Source organism: Streptomyces sp. PA03-1a, from assembly GCF_033792805.1.
Classification (GTDB): Bacteria; Actinomycetota; Actinomycetes; order Streptomycetales; family Streptomycetaceae; genus Actinacidiphila.
In genome coordinates, this window is the sequence record NZ_JARAVO010000010.1 from 39,446 (window position 1) to 60,997 (window position 21,552).

Annotated in this window: 20 protein-coding genes; 12 read left to right on the forward strand and 8 right to left on the reverse strand. The window is 72.8% G+C overall.

Annotated elements, in window-relative coordinates; all coding sequences use genetic code 11:
* Window positions 1–8: 8 nt before the first annotated feature.
* The 3 genes from PV341_RS03805 to PV341_RS03815 form a co-directional block, all read right to left on the reverse strand.
* Window positions 9–986 carry an ABC transporter permease gene (locus tag PV341_RS03805; protein WP_500328009.1) on the reverse strand — a complete coding sequence of 326 codons (978 nt, stop codon included), beginning with the start codon at window positions 984–986 and terminating at the stop codon, window positions 9–11.
* 80 nt (window positions 987–1,066) lie between these two features.
* Window positions 1,067–2,848, reverse strand: a complete 1,782-nt coding sequence (locus PV341_RS03810) for an ABC transporter substrate-binding protein (protein WP_500328008.1) — start codon at window positions 2,846–2,848, stop codon at window positions 1,067–1,069.
* Between the two features lie 86 nt (window positions 2,849–2,934).
* Window positions 2,935–3,963, reverse strand: a complete 1,029-nt coding sequence (locus PV341_RS03815; protein WP_500328006.1) for an ABC transporter permease — start codon at window positions 3,961–3,963, stop codon at window positions 2,935–2,937.
* Between the two features lie 435 nt (window positions 3,964–4,398).
* On the opposite strand from PV341_RS03815, the gene PV341_RS03820 reads away from it, so the two are divergent.
* Window positions 4,399–5,415 carry a hypothetical protein gene (locus PV341_RS03820; RefSeq protein ID WP_500328005.1) on the forward strand — a complete coding sequence of 339 codons (1,017 nt, stop codon included), beginning with the start codon at window positions 4,399–4,401 and terminating at the stop codon, window positions 5,413–5,415.
* Here PV341_RS03820 and PV341_RS03825 read toward each other — a convergent pair.
* Window positions 5,412–7,544 (reverse strand): S9 family peptidase, encoded by a 2,133-nt coding sequence (locus tag PV341_RS03825; RefSeq protein WP_500356693.1) that lies wholly within the window; start codon window positions 7,542–7,544, stop codon window positions 5,412–5,414. The genes PV341_RS03820 and PV341_RS03825 overlap by 4 nt on opposite strands.
* 188 nt (window positions 7,545–7,732) lie before the next feature.
* Between PV341_RS03825 and PV341_RS03830 the strand changes: the two genes are divergently transcribed.
* From PV341_RS03830 to PV341_RS03865, 8 genes are all read left to right on the forward strand, one after another.
* On the forward strand, window positions 7,733–7,927 hold the full coding sequence (locus PV341_RS03830; protein WP_431950994.1) for a hypothetical protein: 195 nt from the start codon (window positions 7,733–7,735) through the stop codon (window positions 7,925–7,927).
* Window positions 7,928–7,977: 50 nt separating this feature from the next.
* On the forward strand, window positions 7,978–8,871 hold the full coding sequence (gene mshB / locus PV341_RS03835; RefSeq protein ID WP_500328003.1) for an N-acetyl-1-D-myo-inositol-2-amino-2-deoxy-alpha-D-glucopyranoside deacetylase: 894 nt from the start codon (window positions 7,978–7,980) through the stop codon (window positions 8,869–8,871).
* Window positions 8,868–9,224, forward strand: coding sequence for a DUF6113 family protein (locus PV341_RS03840; protein WP_499513773.1), 357 nt, complete (start codon window positions 8,868–8,870; stop codon window positions 9,222–9,224). The genes mshB and PV341_RS03840 overlap by 4 nt, the downstream gene beginning before the upstream one ends.
* Window positions 9,225–9,418: 194 nt before the next feature.
* On the forward strand, window positions 9,419–11,491 hold the full coding sequence (locus PV341_RS03845; RefSeq protein WP_500328002.1) for a VanW family protein: 2,073 nt from the start codon (window positions 9,419–9,421) through the stop codon (window positions 11,489–11,491).
* A 136-nt stretch (window positions 11,492–11,627) separates the two neighbouring features.
* Window positions 11,628–12,542: an ABC transporter ATP-binding protein gene (locus tag PV341_RS03850; protein ID WP_500356695.1), complete on the forward strand. Its 915-nt coding sequence runs from the start codon at window positions 11,628–11,630 to the stop codon at window positions 12,540–12,542.
* A complete protein-coding gene (locus PV341_RS03855) occupies window positions 12,539–13,252 on the forward strand; it encodes an ABC transporter permease (protein ID WP_500328000.1) in 714 nt (237 codons plus the stop codon). The genes PV341_RS03850 and PV341_RS03855 overlap by 4 nt, the downstream gene beginning before the upstream one ends.
* A 13-nt stretch (window positions 13,253–13,265) precedes the next feature.
* The gene (locus tag PV341_RS03860) at window positions 13,266–14,513 is read left to right on the forward strand and encodes a sensor histidine kinase (protein WP_500356697.1); all 1,248 of its coding nucleotides are present in this window, start codon (window positions 13,266–13,268) and stop codon (window positions 14,511–14,513) included.
* The gene (locus tag PV341_RS03865) at window positions 14,443–15,051 is read left to right on the forward strand and encodes a response regulator (RefSeq protein WP_500356698.1); all 609 of its coding nucleotides are present in this window, start codon (window positions 14,443–14,445) and stop codon (window positions 15,049–15,051) included. Before PV341_RS03860 ends, PV341_RS03865 begins: the two co-directional genes overlap by 71 nt.
* 80 nt (window positions 15,052–15,131) lie before the next feature.
* Here the strand turns inward: PV341_RS03865 and PV341_RS03870 are convergent, their stop codons facing one another.
* Window positions 15,132–15,956, reverse strand: coding sequence for a transglutaminase family protein (locus tag PV341_RS03870; RefSeq protein ID WP_500327997.1), 825 nt, complete (start codon window positions 15,954–15,956; stop codon window positions 15,132–15,134).
* A gap of 10 nt (window positions 15,957–15,966) precedes the next feature.
* Window positions 15,967–16,992, reverse strand: coding sequence for a GNAT family N-acetyltransferase (locus tag PV341_RS03875; RefSeq protein WP_500328047.1), 1,026 nt, complete (start codon window positions 16,990–16,992; stop codon window positions 15,967–15,969).
* 113 nt (window positions 16,993–17,105) lie between these two features.
* Between PV341_RS03875 and fdxA the strand changes: the two genes are divergently transcribed.
* The gene (gene fdxA, locus PV341_RS03880) at window positions 17,106–17,426 is read left to right on the forward strand and encodes a ferredoxin (RefSeq protein WP_018561461.1); all 321 of its coding nucleotides are present in this window, start codon (window positions 17,106–17,108) and stop codon (window positions 17,424–17,426) included.
* 94 nt (window positions 17,427–17,520) lie between these two features.
* A complete protein-coding gene (gene dapC, locus PV341_RS03885) occupies window positions 17,521–18,633 on the forward strand; it encodes a succinyldiaminopimelate transaminase (RefSeq protein WP_500356700.1) in 1,113 nt (370 codons plus the stop codon).
* A 79-nt stretch (window positions 18,634–18,712) separates the two neighbouring features.
* Here the strand turns inward: dapC and PV341_RS03890 are convergent, their stop codons facing one another.
* Window positions 18,713–19,129 carry an ATP-binding protein gene (locus PV341_RS03890; protein ID WP_500327994.1) on the reverse strand — a complete coding sequence of 139 codons (417 nt, stop codon included), beginning with the start codon at window positions 19,127–19,129 and terminating at the stop codon, window positions 18,713–18,715.
* Window positions 19,130–19,414: 285 nt separating this feature from the next.
* Entirely contained in the window at window positions 19,415–20,416 is a 1,002-nt protein-coding gene (locus PV341_RS03895; protein WP_500327993.1) for a VldE C-terminal domain-containing protein, read from the reverse strand.
* Between the two features lie 64 nt (window positions 20,417–20,480).
* On the opposite strand from PV341_RS03895, the gene dapE reads away from it, so the two are divergent.
* Window positions 20,481–21,548 (forward strand): succinyl-diaminopimelate desuccinylase, encoded by a 1,068-nt coding sequence (gene dapE / locus PV341_RS03900; protein WP_500356702.1) that lies wholly within the window; start codon window positions 20,481–20,483, stop codon window positions 21,546–21,548.
* Window positions 21,549–21,552 lie beyond the last annotated feature (4 nt).

Sequence of the window (21,552 nt, forward strand, 5' to 3'; positions counted from 1 at the left end):
GTCCCGGCTCACGAAAGCCTGATCCGGGGGTCGATGAGGGCGTAGGCGGCGTCGACGACGATGTTGCAGGCGACGATGATCGTGGCGCCGATCAGCATCACGGCCATCTCCAGCGGCAGGTCGCTGCGGAGCACGGCCTGCACGGACAGCAGGCCGAGGCCGTGCAGTCCGAAGGTGACCTCGGTGATGATCGCGCCGCCGAGGACCGCGCTCAGGTCGATGCCGAAGATGGTGATGATGGAGGCGGCGGCGCCGCGCAGCGCGTACCGCAGGAACACGTAGCGGGAGGACATGCCCTTGGCGCGGGCGGCCCGGATGTGGTCCTCGGACATCTGCTCCACCATCAGCGAGCGCGTCTGCCGGCTGTAGTTGGACCAGAAGATCACCGACAGCACCATGCAGGGCAGGATCAGCCCCTGCACCGAACCCCACGGGTCGTGCGACCAGTCCGGGTCGTGTCCGCGGTCCAGCAGGTGCCAGCTGCTGGCGAACAAGCCGATGGCGATCGGTCCGAGGAAGTAGATCTGCACGGAGTTGCCGACCAGCGAGATGCCGCTGGCGATCCGGTCGAAGGCCTTGCCCTGCTGCCAGGCGGCGATCAGCCCGAGGCCGACGCCGACGCACAGGAAGACGGTGGCGCCGCCGACCGCCAGCGACAGCGTGGTCGGGTAGCGGTCGGCGATGGTGCCCCAGACGGGTTGCTGGTCGGCGAAGGAGTAGCCGAAGCACGGCGCCGGGCAGTACCCGATGGGCATGTCGCGGCCGGCGAAGATGCCGACCATGAAGTGCCAGTACTGGGTCCAGATCGGCAGGTCCAGGCCGAGGTTCTTGCGGATCAGGGCCACGTTCTGCGGGCTGCAGTTCTTGCCGCAGGACAGCAGCGCCGGGTCGGAGGGCAGGAAGAAGAAGAGGAAGTACGTGATGGCGCTGATCAGCAGCAGGATGACCAGCGCGCCCAGCACACGGCGTACCAGGAAACGCAGCATGGGTCAGGCTCTCCGTCGGTTCCGTCGGGGCGCCGGTCCCGGCCCGGGGAGAGGCCGGGACCGGCGTGTCTGCGCGGGGACTACTGCTTGACGAAGATCGTGTTCGGGTTGATGGTCCCGTAGACCTCGTTGTAGGTGACGCCGCCGAGGCCCGAGCCGTGGATGTTGAAGTACTTGTCGAAGATGAACGGGATCTGCGACGTGTCGTTCTTCAGCACGTACTCGGACAGGGTCCGCCACTCGTCGTTCTGCTTGTTGATGTCCGTGATCGCCAGGATGCGGTCGATCTCGGAGTTGACGTGCTCGTCGTTGAGGAACGAGTAGTTGTTGGTGCCGTCGGCGAGGTTGCGGCCGTCCAGGGTCGGCGGGACCACGGTCGAGGCGCTGGGCCAGTCCGCGCCCCAGCCGGTGCGGTAGATGTCGTACGGGGTGTCGAGCTTGCCGACGACCGTGTAGTACGAGGTCGGGTCGATGGCCTTGCGCTGGACGTCGAAGCCGGCCTTCTCCAGGGCCTTCTCGATGGTCAGCGACACGTTCTGCCAGCGCGGGGTGTTGGCGTAGGCGTAGGAGAGCTTGACCTTGCCGGTGACCCCGGCCTCCTTCAGCAGCTCCTTGGCCTTGTCGACGTCACCGGTGGGCTTGTCGAGCTTGCCGAAGGGGTCGTACTTCTTCCAGCCGGCCACGGTCGGGCTGATCAGGGTGGTGCCGAGCTCGCCCTGGGCGCCGCCGCCGAAGGCCTGCTGGACCTGGGTCATGGGGAAGGCGTACATGATCGCCTGGCGGATCTTCGGATCCGTGATCCGCTTGGTGTTGATGTTGATGACCTCGACGTACGGCTGGTACTGGTTCACCGTCCGCGACTTGTACTGCGCGTCCGTCGTCAGGGTCTGCATCTTCGACGGGTCGGAGGAGCCGGACAGGTTCACCGCGTACTTGTCGTTGCCGTCCTCGGCCGCGAGCCGGTTGGTCAGGCCCGGTTCGGCGATGCCGAGCTGGAAGTTCCAGCTGTCCGGGTAGGCGTTGCGGATCGGGTCGGTCTTCGGGTCCCAGTTGGTGTTGCGCTCGAAGACCAGCTCCTTGCCCGGCTTGTAGCTGGCGATCTTGTACGGGCCGGTCGCGACCGGGTGGTTGTTGTACTTCTGCTTGTCGTCCTTGGCCTTGGGCACCGGCGAGATGTTGGGCATCGCGGCCGCGTAGGGCGTGTCGGCGTGGGCTTCCAGGAAGTGGAAGACGATGGTCTTGTCGTCCGGGGTGTCGATCTTGTCGGAGGGGATCTCCTTGCCCTCGTACGGGCCGGTGTACGCCTTGCGGTAGTCGGCGCCGTAGAGCCACTTCTGGATGTACTGCGGGCCCTGCGTCTGGTAGTCGGCGAAGAGCCGCTCGATGCCGTACTTGACGTCCTTGGAGGTGACCGGGGTGCCGTCCTCGAACTTCAGGCCGTCCTTGAGGGTGAAGGTCCAGGTCTTCGCGCCGTCGGAGGACTTGCCGGTGTCGGTGGCGAGGTCGCCCACGAGGATCGTCTTGCCGGTCTTGGCGTCGATCTTGTAGCCGGTCAGCGAGCGGTTGTAGAGCAGCTGGACCGACAGCTGGTCACTGACGTACTGCTGGCCGGGGTCCAGGTAGTCGAAGCCCGCCTGGTCCAGGTCGTACGCCGTGCCGCCCTTCGCGGCCCCCGGGACCTCCGGGGCGGGGCCCTTGGAGTCGGCGGCCGTGCCGATGCCGAAGTTCTGCACGGTGGCCTGCTTGCCCTCGCCGCCGCCGGTGCCCGTCCCCCCGCCGCCACCGCTGCTGCATGCGGCGGACAGTGTCAGAGCCCCCAACGCCAGGAACGCGGAGGCGTAACGCGCCTTGCGAATTCTCATTGATCCCTGCCTGTCAGTGAACCGAACTGCGGATACCGACGCGCCCGGTCTCCCCCCACAGGGGCCCGGCGCGGCGGCTTGGACACCTAGCGCACGGTCTTGGGATCGAGTGCGTCCCGGACCGAGTCCCCGAGCAGGTTGAAGGCGACCACGAAGATCACCATGGCGATGCCGGGGAAGAACATGAAGGTGACGTCGGATTCGTAGTACGCCGCGGCCTGCTGGAACATCAGTCCCCAGTCCGGGGTGGGCGGGAGGATTCCGACGCCGAGATAGGAAAGGCCCGCCTCGGCGGTGACGTTCACCGGGAGCAGCAGGGTCGACTGGACCAGGATCGTGGACCAGATGTTCGGCAGCAGTTCTCTGCGGATGATCCGCGCCGACGAGGCGCCGCTGATCCGCGCGGCCTCGATGAACTCGCGCTCGCGCAGGCTCAGCACCTGGGCGCGCACCAGCCGGCCCACGCTCATCCAGCCGAGGACGAACTGGACGATGACCAGCGCCGCGATGCGCACGTAGGTCGGCTCCTCGTCGCGCGGGGAGACGAAGAGGGCCACGATCACCGGCGTGAAGGCGATGAAGAACAGCTGCTGCGGGAAGGACAGCATCAGGTCCGAGAACCGGCCCACGAGGTAGTCGGTGCGCCCGCCGAGATACCCCTGGACGAGCCCGATGAGCACGCCGACGACGACGGAGACCGTGGTCACGGCGAGGGCGATGCCCAGCGAGGTGCGGATTCCATAGATCAGCAGGGTGAACACGTCCCGGCCGAGCTGGGGTTCGAGCCCGAACCAGAAGTCGCCGTCGATGCCGCCGTTGGGCTTGAGCGGGATCCCGTAGCTGTTGAGCAGGCCCAGGTCCTGGCCGTACAGCTCGTAGGGGTTCTTGCCGTACACCTTGGAGATCAGCGGCGCGGCCAGCGCCACGACGAGGTAGAAGAGCACGACGCCGGCGCAGACCATTCCGGTGCGGTCGCGGCGGAAGCGCATCCAGGCGAGCCGGCCCGGGGAGCGCCCGACGAGTTCGGAGGGTTCCTTGCCGGTGCCCTCGACGGGGGCGGGCGCCTCTGCCGGAACGGGTTCCGGCCGGTTCGCGGCCGTGCTCGGACTGGACATGGTCATCTGCCCCCGCACCAAGGAGTTTTGGTGGCGCATGTGAACGCCCGTGGCTAGCTAGCCGGTATTGGGCAATGGATTTGGCGGCCAGTCAAGGGGGTGAAGCGATCGGGAGACGAGATCGCCGTTATCTTGGGGCAAGGTTTTGGATATCGTCGCGAACGCGTGCTTGACAGCTTCCGCGGTCCATCCGCGAATGCGGAGGATTCGGGATGAAATTCTTTTACACGCAGGCAACTTGATCGACGCATCACCGATATACGGACGCGCCACGCTGAGCAGCGTACGGCCGTGCGGGTGCCGTGGGCCGGCCGGGGTGATCACACATCGCCCCGGCCGGCCGCCGTACGTCCGCGGTGAACGCTGGACCGGCCCGGTACGTATCCCCTCGGAAGGCCAAAGGACAGTGCTGCCGGAGGGGCCGGGGAGGTGGCCATGCGGCAGGCGTATCGGCTCGGAGGAACGGTCTGTGCCGCCCTGGCGGCCGCCGAGGCGGCCTGGCTGGGCCAGGACCTCGTCCAGTTCCGGGCGGAGGGCGCCGTCAGGGTGTGGGCGGGTCTCGCGGTACCCGTCGGCGGGGCGCCGTTGGTGACCTCCACGGTGGACCTGCTGCTGCTCGGGCTCTACGTGGCCGCCGCGGTCGCGTCCCTCAAGCCCGGCGGCGTCGGGGTCCTCGGGGCGGCCGCGGTGCTCACCCTGGCGCTGCGCACCCCCACGGCGTACCTTCTGGCCCCCTCCTCGGGCGGCAGCCCGCCCGGACTGCAGGGAGCCCTGCTGGTGACCGCGGGCGGGCAGATCGCCGGTGCCCTCGTACTGCTGGTCGTCGTACGGCGCACCGGCGAGGACGCGCCCGCCCCGCCGCGGCCCGCGGCGGGCGTGCTGGCGGGGATGCTGCTGCTCGTGGTGGCGCTCATCACCGGCGTCCTGGAGTTCTCCCGGCGGTCGGACCCGGCGGCGCCGCTGCCGCCGGGCTTCTTCTGGCGCACCGTGGGAGGCGGCTACCTGGTGGACTCCCAGTTGGGGGCGCCCTACGAGTGGCTGGTCTGGGCGACGGCCGGCCTGGCCGCGGCCGCGGGCTTCGCCGCGTTCGTACGGGCCCCGTTCGCCCGGCCGCTGGGCATCTGTGTGGCCGGGCTGCTCGCCGTGACCGCGGTCCCGGTGATCGGCACCTCGAGGATCGACGCCCCGGGCGCCGACGACTTCGCCGCCGCCTTCGCGGTGGGCGCCGCGCTGGTGGTGACGCTGTTGCTCGTCCCCGGCGACCTGGCGGCGGTGGGCGTACCGGGCGGCGATCCGTACGTGGAGGCGGAGGTCCCCACGGCGGCGGACAACCTGTCCATGCCGCTGTACGAGCAGACCGCCGTCCTCCCCGTCTTCGGCTCCTACCCGCAGCCGCCGCCGCCCGGCCCCGCCTCTGAGGCGCGGGCGGCGTACCTGCAGGACCCGCCCTAACCTGTCACGACGCCCAGGGAACGCTTCAGGAACGCGACCTGGAGCAGGAGCAGGTTCTCGGCGACCTCCTCCTGCGGCGTCATGTGCGTGACCCCGGACAGCGGGAGCACCTCGTGCGGGCGGCCCGCGGCCAGCAGTGCGGAGGACAGCCGCAGGGTGTGCGCGGCCACCACGTTGTCGTCGGCGAGGCCGTGGATGATCATCAGCGGCCGGACCTCGTCCGCCGGGTCCGCCAGTCCGGCGTCGGTGACCAGGGAGTTGGCGGCGTACACCGCCGGCTGCTCCTCGGGGTGGCCGAGGTAGCGCTCGGTGTAGTGCGTGTCGTACAGCCGCCAGTCGGTGACCGGCGCGCCCGCCACCGCGGCGTGGAAGACGTCCGGGCGGCGCAGCACGGCGAGCGCCGCCAGGTACCCGCCGTACGACCAGCCGCGGATGCCCACCCGGGTCAGGTCCAGGGGGTAGCGGCCGGCCAGGGCGTGCAGCACGTGGACCTGGTCGTCGAGCGTGACGCCCGCGAAGTCGCCGGCGATCGCCTTCTCCCAGGCGGGGGAGTGCCCGGGGGTGCCCCGGCCGTCCGCGACGACCACCGCGAAGCCCTGGTCGGCCAGCCACTGCGCCTGCAGGTAGCCGCGCTGGGCGCTCACCACCATCTGGCCGTGCGGCCCGCCGTACGGGTCCATCAGCACCGGCAGGGGTCCGTCGCCCTCCCGGTGCCCCGAGGGGAGCAGCACCGCCGCCGGGACGCCGCGCTCGCCCGCGCTGACGAGCACCGGGCGCGCGGTGAGGACCGGGGTCTGGGCGTGCGAGGCGATCTGCGTCACCGGCTCGCCGTCCCGCAGCACCCGGACGGCCGTGGCGGCCGACTCCAGCGACGCGGACGACAGCACCGTCACGGCCCCGGCGCGCACCGCGGAGTGCACGCCCGGGCCGCCGCTCAGCCGGACCGCTCCGGCGGGGCCTCCGTCGGCGCGGTACACATGGATCTCGCCGGTCTCCGGGTCCTTGGCGCCGTGCCCCGCCGAGGCGGACAGCAGGACGCCGTCGCCGTCCGTCCCGAGCACCGCACGCACGTGCAACTCCGGTCCCGTCCAGGGCTGTTCGCCGACGAACAGCGCTCGCGAGCCGTTCTCGTCGGAGATGCGCACGAGGCGCTCGCCGGACAGCCAGGCGGGCACCCCGGGGAAAAGATCAAGCCAGATTTCATCGCTGTCCCGGTGCACCTCCCGGGTGCCGCCGGTGGAGGTGTCCACCGTCAGGTACAGCTGCTCGCGCTGGTCCCGGGTCTGGACCAGCAGCAGCGGCGGGCCCGCCGCCGACCAGTGCACCTGAGCGAGGTACGGATAGCGCTCGCGGTCCCACTCCACCGGCGTCGCCGCCCCGTCCAGCGTCAGCAGGACCAGCGTGACCTCGGCGTTCGGGGTGCCGGCGGCGGGGTAGGCCACCTCGGCGGGCGGCTGCGCGGGGTTCGCGGGGTCGGCGATCCACCAGCGGCGGACCGGGGACGCGTCCACGCGGGCCGCCAGTACGGAGGCACCGTCCGGGGCCCACCAGTAGCCGCGGCTGCGGGACATCTCCTCGGCGGCGATGAACTCCGCCAGTCCGTAGCCGACGTCCGGGCCCTCGGGCTCGGCCAGCGCCCGGTCCTCGCCGCCGTCGGCGCCCACCACGCGCAGCGCGCCGTCCGCCACGTAGGCCACCCGGCGGCCGTCCGGCGACGGACGCGGGTCCACCACGGGGCCGGGCACGGCGATCTCACGGGCCGTGCCGGCCCGCAGCTCCGCCGTGAAGAGCCTTCCGGACAAGGCGAACGCGGCCAGCTCCACCGCGTCGTCGGTCGCGTAGCCGACGATTCCCGCCGAACCTTCCCGGCTGCGCTCCCGGCGCGCCCTCTCCTGCGGCGACAGTTCCTCCGCCGCGCCCGACAGCAGCACCCCGGGGTCCGCCGCGACCCGCTCGGCACCGGACTGCGGGTCCAGCACCCACAGCAGGTGCGAGCGGTCGGTGCCGGAACGGGAGCGCAGGAAGACGATCCGGCCGCCGTCCGGCGACACGGTGAAGGCGCGCGGGGCGCCGAGCGAGAACCGCTGCGTGCGGGCGTACTGCCGCGGGAACGAGAGCGCTTGCGTCATGGGGGGAGTGTGCCACCGCCCGCCGGTGAGCCCGGCGCACGCCAACCACGAGATCCGGCCATGCGCCCCCGCGTGCTCCCGTGCGACGAGCTATGCGGTGCGCCACAAAGTTATGATCCACTGCCGAGAGTGGGTAACAACCGGTTGGCAAGTGCTGTCGGACTCTGAGGCCCTGGAGGTGTGCCGCTGTGGCACTTTCGATTTCGGCGGTGCTGCTGCTGCTGATCGTCGTCTTCCTGCTGGTCAGGAAAGCCGGTTTGAAGGCGGGGCACGCGGTGGTCTGCGTACTGCTCGGGTTCTACCTGGCGAGTTCCTCCATCGCGCCGACGATCCGGGACCTCACCACCAACGTCGCGGGCATGATCGGCGACTTCAAGTTCTGAGCCCGTGGCTTCCCCCTGGTGAGCCGCGGGGCCTGCCCTAGGCTCTCCTCATGACCGCACCGCCCGCCCGCCGACTGCTGCTCGTCCACGCGCATCCCGACGACGAGTCGATCAACAACGGCGCCACCATGGCCAAGTACGCCGCCGAGGGCGCGCTCGTCACGCTGGTGACGTGCACCCTCGGCGAGGAGGGCGAGGTCATCCCGCCCGAGCTGGCGCACCTGGCCCCCGATCGCGACGACACCCTCGGCGCGCACCGGACCGGCGAACTCGCCGACGCCATGGCGCAGCTCGGCGTCACCGACCACCGTTTCCTGGGCGGCCCCGGGCGCTTCCGGGACTCCGGGATGATGGGCGTGCCGCAGAACGACCGGCCGGAGAGCTTCTGGCAGGCGGACCTCGACCTCGCGTCCTCGTACCTCGTGGAGGTGATCCGCGAGGTCCGTCCGCAGGTCCTGGTCACGTACGACCCCGACGGCGGCTACGGCCACCCCGACCACATCAAGACGCACCGGGTCTCCATGCGCGCCGCAGAACTGGCCGCGGAACCGGCCTACCGGCGCGACCTCGGCGGCCCGCACTCCATCGCCAAGATCTACTGGAACTGCATCCCGCGCCGCGTGGTCGAGGAGGGCTTCGCCCGGCTGCGCGGGGCCGGCCGGCAGATCCCCTTCGAGGGCATCGCGACCGCCGACGACGTCCCGGGCGTGGTGGACGACGGCCTGGTGACCGCCGCCATCGACGTGGAGGCCCGCTACGCCGGGCAGAAGGCCGCGGCGATGAAGGCCCACGTCACCCAGATCGCGGTGGACGGCCCGTTCTTCGCGCTCTCCAACGACCTCGGACAGCCCTTGTTCGGTGCCGAGTTCTACCGTCTGGTCAAGGGCGTGCCCGCGCCGGCCGGGAGCCTGGAGGACGATCTGTTCGCGGGGACCGGGGCATGAGGCGCGCCGCCTACCCGTTGCTCGTGGTCCTGGGCGTGCTGGTCGCCGTCGCGGGGTCGCTGGTCCAGGCCGCCTGGTTCCCGGGCGGGTTGCTGCTCGCGCTCGCCGGGAGCGCGGCGCTCTTCCACGGCGGCGCCCGGCTGACCGGCACGCGGCTGGGCGCCGTGGTGCCGGCGGCGGTGTGGCTGATCACCGTGATGCTGCTGAGCTCCGCCCGCCCGGAGGGTGATTTCCTGTTCGCCAACGGAATCAGTCCGTACGTCTACCTGTTGGGCGGAGCGATGGCCGGCGTGATGTCGGCCACGCTTGTGCAACCCCGTCCTCCCGCCGGTGGATCACTTGAGGCACCATAGGCGCCACGTTGCGTCCGTTACGGAGCGAGCGTCGCCCGTTTTGGCGGTTGACGTCACATAAACCCCTTTGATCAGGGCGGTCTCCATCCGGCGGGCAGGCGGCTCCGACGCGGCGCCCAGTATGGTGGTGCGCGCCGCCGGGCCGCCCGCGGAAAGGCCGTGACGGGTGGCGAAGCGAACCGGGAGAGCCTGCTTTGAGTCGTGAAACTGATCGTCCGTCCCCCGGCCCCCAGGGCCGGGGCGGAGCCGCGTACCCGTCGGGTACCCCGCCGTACGGAACCCGACCGTTTCCGTCGCTGCATCCGCAGGAGGACCCGCGCGACGGGGCCGCGACCGGGGAGCCCGCTGCGGCTCCCGCCGCGGAGGAGACCAAGACCGAGACCACGCTGACCACCCGGGTGCGCATCAACATCCCCGGGTCCCGGCCGATCCCGCCGGTCGTCGTCCGCACGCCCGTCGAGGGCGGCGCGGAGGGAGGGGCGCCCGCCGGGTCCGCCCCGTCGGCCCCCGAGGCCGAGCCGGCCCCGCTGTCCACGGGCTGGGCCGCCGGCGGCGGCACCGGGGCCGGTCAGGGCGTTCCGGCGCCCGCGCCGGAACCCGCCGCGGAGCCCGCGCCCGCGCCCAAGGGCGAGAAGCCGGCCAGCGACTGGTTCGCGCCGCGGAAGGCCGCACCCAGGCCCGAGGCCGGCCCGGGACCGGGCCCGGCGCCCGGTCCCGAGGCGACGCAGGGGTTCTCCGCTCCCGAGGTCACCCAGCCGATGCGGCTCGGCGACATCCCCGCCCAGCCGGGCCCCATGGAGCGCGGACCGGTCCCGGGACCTGGCGCCGCCCCCGGCGGCCCGCGACGCGGTGGCATCCCGTACCTGAACGACGGAGCGGTCGGCCCGGCCGGTCCCGGCGGTCCGGTGGCGCCGGGTGGCCCCGGCGGCCCCGCGGGTCCCGGTGGCCCCGTGATGCCGGGCGGCCCCGGCGGCCCTGGGGGCCCCGCGGGTCCCGGACGCCCCGCGCCGGCACCACGCCCGTTCCCCGGCGGCCCCGGCGCGGGGCCCGCCGGTCCCGGAGCAGGCGCGCCCTTCCCGGGGCAGCAGCCACCGGCCGGCCCCACCACGGGCCCGGTCACCGGGGAGATGCGGGTGCCCCCGGCGGGCCCTGCCGCCGCCCGGCCGCCGTTCCCCACGCCGTTCCCGTCCTCCGCGGCCGACCGGATGTCCGGCGACACCGTCGTCAGCGGCATCCCGGCGGTTCCCCCCGCGGGACCGTCCGCCAACCGGCCGGCCCCGCCCGCCGGCCGTCAGAGCGCGGCGCAGCCCGAGGCCAAGGGCCGCTCCAAGCTCATACTGGCGGGCGTCGGCGTGCTGGGTGTGCTGGGCATCGCCTACGGCGCGGGACTGCTGATGGACCACTCCGACGTCCCGGCCGGTACGACCGTCTACGGCGTCGGGATCGGCGGCAAGACCAAGGACCAGGCCGTCGCGGTCCTCGACCAGGCGCTCGGCTCCCGGAAGAACGCGCCGATCACCGTCACCGTCGGCGACCAGCGCACGTCGCTGAAGCCCGCGGCCGCCGGTCTCGTCCTCGACACCGACGCGACCGTCCGCAACGTGGCGCACCGCGACTACAACCCGGTCACCGTCATCGGCTCGCTGTTCGGCGGCTCGCGCGCCGCCGAACCCGTGCTGACCACGGACAGCGAGAAGCTCCGCGCCCAGTTGGAGAAGCTCTCCCGGGGGCTCGGCGGCTCGGGCTCCGAGGGCATGGTCAAGTTCGTGAAGGGCAAGGCCGTCGCCGTCCCCGGCAAGCCCCACGAGGGCGTGGACGTGGCCGCCTCGATCGACACCGTCACCGCCGCCTACGCCACGCAGGTCGCCACCGGCAAGGCCGGCGCGGTCAGCCTGAAGGTCACCACCGTCCAGCCCAAGGTGACCCAGGAGGCGCTCGACAAGGCCGTCAGCGGCTTCGGGAAGACGGCCATGTCCGGATACGTCATGGTCCGAGCGGGCGCCGCGGAACCCGTCCCGTTCAGCCCGCAGAACTCGCTGTCGAAGATCCTCACGATGGTGCCCGACCAGGACGGCAACCTGACGCCGTACATCGACCGCAAGGTGCTCAAGGGCCTGTACGGCGGCGCCTTCGACGGCGTCCTGGTCGAGCGTGGGGACGGCAGCAAGACCGCCGTCACCCCGGAGGACGTCGCCTCCGCGATGCTGCCCGCCCTGCAGACCACCGACACCGCCAAGAAGACGGTGACCATCGAGGGCACGTCCTGACCCCCGGTCGCCCGATCCACGCGTGAAGGGTGTGGCCCCGGTACCCGTACCGGGGCCACACCCATGACATCTGTCATCCGCGGGACAGGACGCCCGGCACTGCCGCCCGGACCGTGCCGTCGGCGACGCTGCTGCCATGACCGCAACAGTGTTCACGCACGTGAGCAAGAGCTTCGGTCAGGTCCGGGCCGTCGACGACCTGAGCCTGACCCTCCACCCGGGTGAGACCGTCGCCCTGCTGGGCCCCAACGGCGCCGGCAAGTCGACCACGCTGGACCTGCTGCTGGGGCTGCGCACGCCCGACTCCGGCACCGTCGAGGTCTTCGGGACCACCCCGCGCCGGGCGATCACCGAGGGCCGGGTCGGGGCCGTGCTGCAGAGCGGCGGCCTCATGGAGGAGGTCACCGTGCGCGAGCTGGTACGGCTCGCCTGCGACCTGCACCCGCGGGCCCACCCCGTCGCCGAGGTGATGGCGGCCGCCGGGCTGGAGTCCATCGCCGACCGCAAGGTCGACAAGCTCTCCGGCGGCCAGGAGCAGCGCGTGCGCTTCGCCCTGGCCACGGCGGGCGCGAGCGACCTGCTGGTCCTCGACGAGCCGACCACCGGCATGGACGTCTCCGCCCGGCAGGCCTTCTGGGAGGCCATGCGCGGCCAGGTGAAGCAGGGCCGTGCGGTGCTCTTCGCGACCCACTACCTGGAGGAGGCGGACGCCGTCGCCGACCGGGTGCTCGTCCTGCAGGGCGGCCGGCTGGTGGCCGACGGCACCGCCGCCGAGATCAAGGCGCGGGCCGGGGCCCGGCGTATCGTCTTCGACCTGGACACCCCGCCGGACGAGCCCGCCCTGCGGGCCCTGCCGCGGGTCACGGACGTGGAGGTCACCGGGCGCACGGTGCGCATCCGCTCCACGGACGCCGACGCGACGGTGCACGCGGTCTACGCGGCTGGGCTCTACCCCCGGCACCTGGAGGTCGCCGGGCTCGGCCTGGAGCAGGCCTTCCTGGCCATCACGGACTCGTCCAAGGAGTCCACGGAGGAGGTGGCGGCGCGATGAGGACGCTGGCCCGGCTGGAGATCCTGCGCGTCCTGCGCAACCGCAGGTTCATGTTCTTCTCGGTGCTGTACCCGGTGCTGCTCTTCATGATCCTCACGGCGGGGCAGAAGGCCGCGATGGTGCCGTACTACATGGTCGCGATGTGCGCCTTCGGCGCCATGACCGCCGTGCTCATGGGCAACTCCGAGCGGATCGCCCGGGAGCGCGACAAGGGCTGGGTGCGCCAGCTGCGGCTCACCGCCCTCCCCGGGCGCGGCTACGTCCTGGCGAAGATCGCCGCGGCCGCCACGGTCAGCCTGCCCTCGATCGTGCTCGTGCTGCTCGCCGGCGGCGCCGTGAAGGGCGTGCGGATGGCCGCCTGGCAGTGGGCCGGGGTGCTGCTCACCAGCTGGGCGGGGAGCTTCGTCTTCGCCGCGCTCGGCGTGGCCATCGGCTACGTCGCCTCGGCGGAGACCGCCCGCCCCATCGCGATGATCGCCTACTTCGGGCTCGCGCTGCTCGGCGGCCTGTGGATGCCCTTCAGCTCCTTCCCCGGCTGGCTGCGCGACATCGCGAACCTGCTGCCGGCCCGGCCGTATGCGGCGCTCGGCCAGGCCGTCGAACTCGGCCAGGCCCCGCACGCCCGGGACATCGCCGTACTGGTGGTCTACGGGCTGGTCTTCGCCGGGACGGCCGCTTGGATGTACCGCAAGGACACCGCGAAGGCCTGAGAGGAGAACGATCGTGGCCGCCGGAACGACACAGCAGCGGGAGGCCGCCGAGCCCCGGGACGCCCCGGCCATCGGCAGGGCCCCGGAGAACCGCCGCCAGGCCGTGGTCAAGCTGGTCTGGGTGGCCATGTGGATGCTCTACCTGGGCGCCCCGGTCAGCGACCTCGCCGAGGGCGGGCACGGCCTCACCGCGACCGTGCTCGGCTGGCTCGGGCTCACCGCCTTCGTCGCCGCCTACCTGGGCATCGTCTTCCTGCGGACCAACGCGGAACACCAGCCGCGGTGGGTGTACGGGCAGCTCCTGCTGCTCGGCGCGCTGGGCCTGCTGATGACGTTCACCCTGGGCGACGCCTTCCTCGTGCTGTTCGTCTACCTGGCCGTCGGCTGCGGGGCAGTGCTGCCCGGTCGGCAGGCGCGCTGGGCGATCCCGCTGGTGACCGCGGTGCTCGCGGCCGTCGCCGGGCTCACCGGGGCGAACCAGGCCACGGTGGTCTCGCTGCTCGTGCCGTGCCTGCTCGGCGGCTACGCCATGACCGGGGTGCGCCAGCTGGTGCGCACCACCCGCGAACTGCGCGAGGCCCGGGCGGCGGTGGCCCAGCTGGCCGCCACGGAGGAACGCCTGCGGCTCGCCCGCGACCTGCACGACCTGCTCGGCCACTCGCTCTCGCTGATCACCCTCAAGAGCGAACTGGCCGGGCGCATGCTGCCCGGCCGTCCCGAGGACGCCGCCGCGCAGGTCGCCGACATCGAGCGGGTCAGCCGGCAGGCCCTCGTGGACGTGCGGGAGGCCGTCAGCGGCTACCGCAGGCCCACCCTCGCCGCCGAGCTCGCCGGCGCCCGTGGCGCGCTGCAGGCCGCCGGGGTCCGCGCCGAGCTGCCCGCGACCGTGGCCGCCCCGCTCGCCCCGGAGGCCGAGGGCGCGCTGGCCTGGGCCCTGCGCGAGGCCGTCACCAACGTCGTACGGCACAGCGGCGCCGCCCGCTGCGTGGTGACCGTCGCCGAGGACGACGGCACGGTACGGCTCACCGTCGCCGACGACGGGCGCGGCCCGGGCCCCGGCGGCACACGGCGCGGCAACGGGCTGACCGGCCTGGAGGAGCGCCTGATGCTCGCCGGTGGCCGTCTGGAGACCGCCGCGGACGGCGGCTTCACCCTCCACGCCGTCGTCCCTGCCGACTACGCTCACGGCCATGATCCGGGTGCTGCTGGCGGAGGACCAGTCGATGGTGCGCGAGGCCCTGGCCGCGCTGCTGGGGCTTGAGGACGACATCGAGGTGGTCGCGCAGGTCGCGCGCGGCGAGGACGTCGTCGGAGCGGCCCGCGACGCCGGGGCGCAGGTCGCCCTCCTCGACATCGAGATGCCCGGCGCGATGACCGGCCTCGACGCGGCCGCCGTGGTGCGGGCGGAACTGCCCGGGGTCCGCGTCGTCATCGTCACCACCTTCGGCCGGCCCGGGTACCTGCGCCGGGCCATGGAGGCGGGCGCCGACGCGTTCCTGGTCAAGGACGCGCCCGCGGGGGAACTCGCGGAGGCGGTGCGCAGGGTGCTGCGGGGGGAGAAGGTGATCGACCCGGTGCTCGCCGCCGCCGCGCTCTCGGAGGGGGCCGACCCCCTCACCCCGCGCGAGCGCGACGTCCTGCGCGCGGCGGCCGACGGTTCCCTCAACGCGGACATCGCCCGGCGCCTCCACCTCTCCGAGGGGACCGTCCGCAACTACCTCTCCACCGCGATCCAGAAGACCGCCGCGCGCAACCGCGCAGAAGCGGTCCGCATCGCCCTCGAACGCGGCTGGCTCTAGCCGCCCGCCGCCCGTGCCCACCCGTTCCGCCTCGCGGCGGACCGCCTGCCACAACCCGCCTGCGTGCCGGCACCCCCCGGTCAGTTGAGGAGCGCCCGGGCGGCCCGCGCCTGCCGCCGCATCGCGGTCGCGGCGGAGGGCTCCGCCTCGGCGAGCACGTCCGCGTACGCCTCCATCTCCGCGGCGCCCCGCGCGAAGTCCCCCTTCCGCACCAGGAGTTGGGCGTGTTCGAGGCGCAGCCGTGCCGGATGGTGGGGCAGCAGCAGCGCCAGTTCGACCGCCCACAGCTGCGTCGTCAGGTGCTCCGGCCGTGCCGAGGCCCACGCGCGGATGTTGTTGAGCACCCGCAGCACGATGTCCAGGGGATCCGCGGGTTCCAGCATCGCCGGGGAGGGCGCGGCCCCCGTCGCGCCCGCCACCAGCAGGCGCACGTCCTCCTCCCCGAGCCGCCGGCCGCCGTTGAAGGGGTCGGTCAGCACGAAGACGCCCGCGGGGTCGCCGAAGCCCACGACGAAGTGCCCGGGGAGGGCGACGCCGTGGACCGGGCCGCCGGCGCGCCGGACGACCTCCATCCAGACCACCGACAGCAGGATCGGCAGCCCGCGCCGTCGCTGCAGCACCTCGTGCAGCAGCGAGGACTCCAGCCGCTGGTAGTCGGCCGGGGAGCCGCCGAACCCGCAGCGGCCGGCGAGCAATTCGGCGGTGGCGTCGGCCCACTCGGCGGGGCCGGTGAGGCCGTATGGCAGGAGCCCGGCGAGACGGTCGAGTTCCATCTGCGCCGCGTCCGTCCCGGCCTCGTCGAGGGACGGGTCGGCCTCGGCCCCGATGAGCAGGCACAGGTCCGCGAGGTCGGGGCGCACCTCGCGGGCGGCCTCGGCGAAGCGCTGCCTGGTGGAGTCGTCCATACCGGGGTTCTCACCCTTCCGCGGACAGCGGGCCGCGCCGGTAGTGGTACGCGTGGTGGGTGGTGAAGCCCATCCGGTCGTAGAGGGCGCGCGCGCCCTCGTTGTCGGTCTCGACCTGCAGGTACGCGCCGGAGGCGCCCTCGTCCAGGGCCTTGCGGGCGAGCGCGGCCATCACGGCCAGGGCCAGTCCGCGCCGCCGGTGGGAGGGGGCCACCTCGACGGCGCCGAAGGAGGCGAAGCGGCCGTCGACGACGCAGCGCCCGATCGCCGCGGGCCCGGTGTCGGCGGGGTCGCCGTCCCCCGGCACCGTGGCGAACCACACCGAGGGGCCGCCGGTGAGCACCTTCAGGGCCGCGTCGCCGAGGTCACCCGTGCGGTGGTAGCGGGCGAGCCACGCCGCGTCGGCCTCGCGGGACAGGCGTACGGCCTCGGCGCCGGGCAGGTCCGCGATCGGCGCCAGGGCGGCCGTGCGCAGCAGGGCGTGGCCCTCCGCCGTCCAGCCGAGGCCGCCCAGCGCCTGCGCCAGCGTCTCGTCGGAGTCCTCGCTGCCGGTCGTGACCTGCACGTACGCCGGCAGTCCGCGATCGCCGTACCAGCGGGCGATCCGCGCGGCGGCCTCCGTCAGCGGGACACCCGGATCGCCCAGGGGCAGCACGGAGTTGGCGCGCCGGGTGAAGCCGCCGGCCGCCCGCAGCGTCCACGCGCCCAGCCGGGCGGCCTCCTGCGCGGGCCAGCAGCGGGAGGCCGATTCCTGCAGCTCCCTGGCCGTCGCGCGGGGCGCACGGGCGCCGCGGCGCGCCGGTGCGTCGGGCACGATCTTGCCCGCGACCAGGGACGATTCCGCGATGCGGACGGTCTCCCCGTCCCGACGGGTGACAACAAGCACCCCTTCGTTCCACGATGTGAGAATCCCGACGGCGTCGGCGAACACCGGCCGCCCCTCGACGATCTCCGCGATCCTTCGGACCGAAACGCGTTTGCCCACGTCAGAAGGGGTTATGCGTACCTCGAGCCGGCCTCCGGCGGTGAAATCCATGCTCATGACCGCCCCTCCTGTTCGTCTGCTGCCCAAGAACGGAGATACTAGGGGCGGGCATCGACGACGCCGCGCTCCCGCGCGAGACAGCCCTACCGAGGAGGAACGACAGCGTGACCTACGTCATCGCGCAGCCTTGTGTCGACGTCAAGGACAAGGCGTGCATCGAGGAGTGCCCCGTCGACTGCATCTACGAGGGCCAGAGGTCCTTGTACATCCACCCGGACGAATGCGTCGACTGCGGAGCCTGTGAGCCGGTCTGCCCGGTGGAGGCCATCTTCTACGAGGACGACACCCCGGAGGAGTGGAAGGACTACTACAAGGCGAACGTCGAGTTCTTCGACGAGCTCGGCTCGCCCGGTGGTGCCTCCAAGCTCGGGCTGATCGAGCGCGACCACCCCTTCATCGCCGCCCTGCCGCCGCAGGGCGAGTGACCCGACCGTTGCGGGCGGTCCCGTACGGCACACCGCCGTACGGGACCGCCGTGTTTCAGGTAGTGGCAGGCCGCGTGCCTGCGAGGAACGGAAAGTGAGCACCACCGTGGCGCAGCCAGTCTCGTCCAGACTCCCCGTCTTCCCCTGGGACCGGCTCGAACCGTACAAGGCCACGGCCGCCGCCCATCCCGGCGGCATCGTCGACCTGTCGGTCGGCACCCCGGTCGACCCGGTCCCGCACATCGTGCAGCGGGCCCTGGCCGGGGCCGCGGACAGCCCCGGGTACCCGACCGTGTGGGGGACGCCCGAGCTGCGCGCCGCCATCACCGGCTGGGCCGGCCGCCGGCTGGGCGCCACCGGCCTGACCGACGCGCACGTGCTGCCGGTCGTCGGCTCCAAGGAACTGGTCGCCTGGCTGCCGACCCAACTGGGTCTCGGCGCGGGCGACAAGGTGGCGTACCCGCGGCTGGCCTACCCGACCTACGAGGTCGGCGCGCGGCTGGCGGGCGCCGAGGCGGTCGTCTACGACGAACCGACCGAGCCCGACCCGGCCGGGCTGCGGCTGCTGTGGCTCAACAGCCCCTCCAACCCCACCGGTCGCGTGCTGTCCAAGGACGAGCTGACCCGTGCCGTCGCCTGGGCGCGCGAGCACGGCGTGCTGGTGTTCAGCGACGAGTGCTACCTGGAGCTGGGCTGGGACGCCGACCCGGTGTCGGTCCTGCACCCGGACGTCTGCGGCGGCTCCTACGAGGGCATCGTGGCCGTCCACTCGCTGTCCAAGCGCTCCAACCTGGCCGGCTACCGCTCAGCGTTCCTCCTGGGCGACCCGGCCGTGCTCGGCGAGCTGCTGCAGATCCGCAAGCACGGCGGCATGATGACGCCCGCCCCGGTGCAGGCCGCCACGGTCGCCGCGCTCGGGGACGACGCCCACGTGGCCCGGCAGCGCGAGCGCTACGCGCGGCGGCGGGCGTCCCTGCGCGAGGCCTTCGAGGCGGCCGGCTTCCGCATCGAGCACAGCGAGGCGAGCCTGTACCTGTGGGCGACGCGTGACGAGTCCTGCTGGGACACCGTCGCGGACCTGTCCAAGCACGGCATCCTCGTGGCGCCCGGCGACTTCTACGGCGTGGCGGGGGAGCGGTACGTGCGGATCGCCTTCACGGCCACCGACGAGCGGGTGGCGGCGGCGGTGCGCCGGCTGTCCTCCTGAGGCGCGGGCGGCCACGACGCGGGCGCAAAGGGCCCGGGGAGCACCGCTCCCCGGGCCCTTTCGGTGCGGCTGTGGGGGGTCAGCCGCCGATGGGGAGCCCCTGGAGGGGCAGCTGCCCGGTGGAGGGGAGCCCGCCCGGCAGCCCGGAGCCCTTGGCGGCGGTCTTCCCGAGCTCCTGGGCGGTGCCGCCGACGGTCCTGGCGGTCTGCGTCGCCGCGCCCTTGACGGCGGGCTGGGCGTCCTTGGCCAGGTCGCTGACGGTGTCGGTCGTCGCGGGCAGCGCCTCCTGCACGGTCTTCACGGCGCCGGACTGCTTGGCCACGCCGTTCACGGTGCCGGTGAGCTCGGGGGTCTTGTCCACGTTGGTCAGCCCACCCAGGTCGCCGACCTGCGGCAGCGCTGCGGCGGACGCGGCACCGGCACCGATGAGAGGAGCCGCGGCCGCGCCGACCAGCAGGGCAGCCCGGGCGATCCGACGCGCGAGGGGGAGAGACATGGTGCTCCTTTTACGGAGAGACGACGGTTTCGACGTGACATGTCCGCGGGGCGGACGTCGTGACTACCGCGTGAAGGGGGCCGAAGGTTGCGGCCCCCAAGAGTAAAGAATTGGTAATGCGAAAGGATTCCCGGGACGGTAAAGCGGAGCAATTCGGACGGGGCCGGAAGTGCCGCGGAAACGTCACAGCCCTTGATCAGGAGCTTTTTTCGCACCCCCGAACGAGCGGATTCGCATCTGATGGTTTTGGCGTATCAATCACCCGCCTGGGGGTGAATGCCCGCACTATTGCGCGACGGTGATCCTGACGTCGCCGCCGGCCCCGTGCGCGGCGTCGGAATTCGATGCCGTCCAGCCCCGGTCGGAGGCCTCCGCCGACCACTCGCGGTTCCCGAAGGACACCTTCTCCACCTTCAGTTCATGGGCGTGCGCCACCGCCCACTGGGCCAGCTCCCAGCCCCGCCGGCCCTCGTCGCCGCGCGCCTCGTTCCCCGCCGGGGCCGACGGCACGGCCACCGTGCGCCGCGCCGGACCCCGGCCCCGCGCACCGTTCTTGGCGTCCCGCGCGGCCTCGCCGTCCGGGTCCGCGGGCGTCTCGGTGGTGCGCGGCGCCACGTCGGCCCCGAACTCCCGCACCAGCCGCTCCCGCACCTTCGCCGGGTCGCCCCCGGAGACCGTCCCCGCGGCCAGGGGGGTGACGCAGGTGAGCGCCCCGGCGTGCCGGCCGGTCAGCGCGCCGGCGAGCAGCGCGGCGTCCGCCTCGTGCTTGGCGTACGCCTGCGGGAAGCCGCTCTTCTGCACTTTCTGCGCAGCCACCGTGAGGGGCAGCCGGGAATAGCCGTGGATCTTCACCAGGCCGTCGAAGAATTCGTTGGAGGCGTAGACCGGGTCCATGATCTGCGCGGCCGTGCCCCAGCCCTGCGAAGGGCGCTGCTGGAACAGGCCCACCGAGTCGCGGTCCCCGTGGTCGAGATTGCGCAGCGCCGACTCCTGCATGGACGTGGCCAGCGCTATCGTCACCGCCCGCTCCGGCAGCCCGCGCGAGGTCGCCACCGCGGCGATCGTGGAGGCGTTCGCCGCCTGCTGGGGCTCCAGGGTCAGGCTGCCGGCCTCCGTGGTGACCGTGCAGGCCGGATGGCGCGGACCGCCGCCGACGCCGGCCAGGTGGTACGCGGAGTAGCCCGCGACCCCCAGCAGGACCAGTCCTGCGGTGATCAGACGGGCTGCGCGCCCCCGCCTGCGGGGGGCGCTTGCGGCGGGTGTCGAGGTCGACGGTGGCTTCGGCACGCGCACACCGTACCGAAGCCCGCTGTGCCGGTGGCCTCGTCAGGCCCCCGGTAGGGTCGGCGGCATGGAACGGCCCGTGCTCGATCTCAGTCAGGACGCCGCCGCCGTGACGGCGCAGCTCGTCGACATCCCCTCCGTCAGCCTCGCCGAGAAGCCGCTGGCGGACGCCGTGGAGAGCGCCCTGCGCGCCCTGCCCCACCTCACGGTGGACCGGGACGGGGACGCCGTCGTCGCCCGCACACGGCTCGGCCGGCCCGAGCGCGTCGTACTCGCCGGTCACCTGGACACCGTGCCGATCGCCGCGAACGTGCCCTCCCGCCTCGACGAGGACGGCGTCCTGTGGGGCTGCGGCACCTCCGACATGAAGTCCGGGGTCGCCGTCCAGCTGCGGCTCGCCGCGACCCTCACCGAGCCCAACCGCGACCTGACCTTCGTCTTCTACGACGCCGAGGAGATCGCGGCGGAGCACAACGGCCTCAAGCGGCTCGCCGAGAACCACCCGCAGTGGCTCGCCGGCGACTTCGCCGTCCTGCTGGAGCCCACCGACGCAAAGGTCGAGGGCGGCTGCCAGGGCACCTTGAGGTTCCGGGTGGAGACCACCGGCCGCCGCGCCCACTCCGCGCGCAGCTGGCTGGGCGAGAACGCCATCCACAAGGCCGCGCCCGTGCTGGCCCGGCTCGCCGCCTACGAGCCGCGGCGGGCGGTCGTCGACGGCCTCACCTACCGCGAGGGCCTCAACGCCGTCATGATCGAGGGCGGTCACGCCGGGAACGTGATCCCCGACTCCTGCGCGGTGATCGTCAACTTCCGCTTCGCCCCCGACCGTTCCGAGGCCGAGGCGTTCGCCCACGTCCGCGAGGTCTTCGAGGGCTACGAGGTGCGGCTGACCGACAGCGCCCCCGGCGCCCTGCCGGGCCTGTCCCACCCGGCGGCGGCCGCCTTCGTCGAGGCCATCGGCACCGAGCCCGCGCCCAAGGAGGCCTGGACCGACGTGGCCCGCTTCTCCGCGCTGGGCGTCCCGGCCGTGAACTACGGCCCCGGCGACCCCCGGCTCGCCCACACCCGCGAGGAGCACGTCGCCGTCGCCGCCGTCCTGGATGCGGAGGAGAAGCTGCGCGCCTGGCTGTCGTAACGAG

Bases quoted from the DNA above. Each gene is read 5' to 3' on its own strand.
- PV341_RS03805 (WP_500328009.1), bottom strand. From the start codon at position 986: ATGCTGCGTTTCCTGGTACGCCGTGTGCTGGGCGCGCTGGTCATCCTG.
- PV341_RS03810 (WP_500328008.1), bottom strand. From the start codon at position 2,848: ATGAGAATTCGCAAGGCGCGTTACGCCTCCGCGTTCCTGGCGTTGGGG.
- PV341_RS03815 (WP_500328006.1), bottom strand. From the start codon at position 3,963: ATGTCCAGTCCGAGCACGGCCGCGAACCGGCCGGAACCCGTTCCGGCA.
- PV341_RS03820 (WP_500328005.1), top strand. From the start codon at position 4,399: ATGCGGCAGGCGTATCGGCTCGGAGGAACGGTCTGTGCCGCCCTGGCG.
- PV341_RS03825 (WP_500356693.1), bottom strand. From the start codon at position 7,544: ATGACGCAAGCGCTCTCGTTCCCGCGGCAGTACGCCCGCACGCAGCGG.
- mshB (WP_500328003.1), top strand. From the start codon at position 7,978: ATGACCGCACCGCCCGCCCGCCGACTGCTGCTCGTCCACGCGCATCCC.
- PV341_RS03840 (WP_499513773.1), top strand. From the start codon at position 8,868: ATGAGGCGCGCCGCCTACCCGTTGCTCGTGGTCCTGGGCGTGCTGGTC.
- PV341_RS03850 (WP_500356695.1), top strand. From the start codon at position 11,628: ATGACCGCAACAGTGTTCACGCACGTGAGCAAGAGCTTCGGTCAGGTC.
- PV341_RS03855 (WP_500328000.1), top strand. From the start codon at position 12,539: ATGAGGACGCTGGCCCGGCTGGAGATCCTGCGCGTCCTGCGCAACCGC.
- PV341_RS03865 (WP_500356698.1), top strand. From the start codon at position 14,443: ATGATCCGGGTGCTGCTGGCGGAGGACCAGTCGATGGTGCGCGAGGCC.
- PV341_RS03870 (WP_500327997.1), bottom strand. From the start codon at position 15,956: ATGGACGACTCCACCAGGCAGCGCTTCGCCGAGGCCGCCCGCGAGGTG.
- PV341_RS03875 (WP_500328047.1), bottom strand. From the start codon at position 16,992: ATGGATTTCACCGCCGGAGGCCGGCTCGAGGTACGCATAACCCCTTCT.
- PV341_RS03890 (WP_500327994.1), bottom strand. From the start codon at position 19,129: ATGTCTCTCCCCCTCGCGCGTCGGATCGCCCGGGCTGCCCTGCTGGTC.
- dapE (WP_500356702.1), top strand. From the start codon at position 20,481: ATGGAACGGCCCGTGCTCGATCTCAGTCAGGACGCCGCCGCCGTGACG.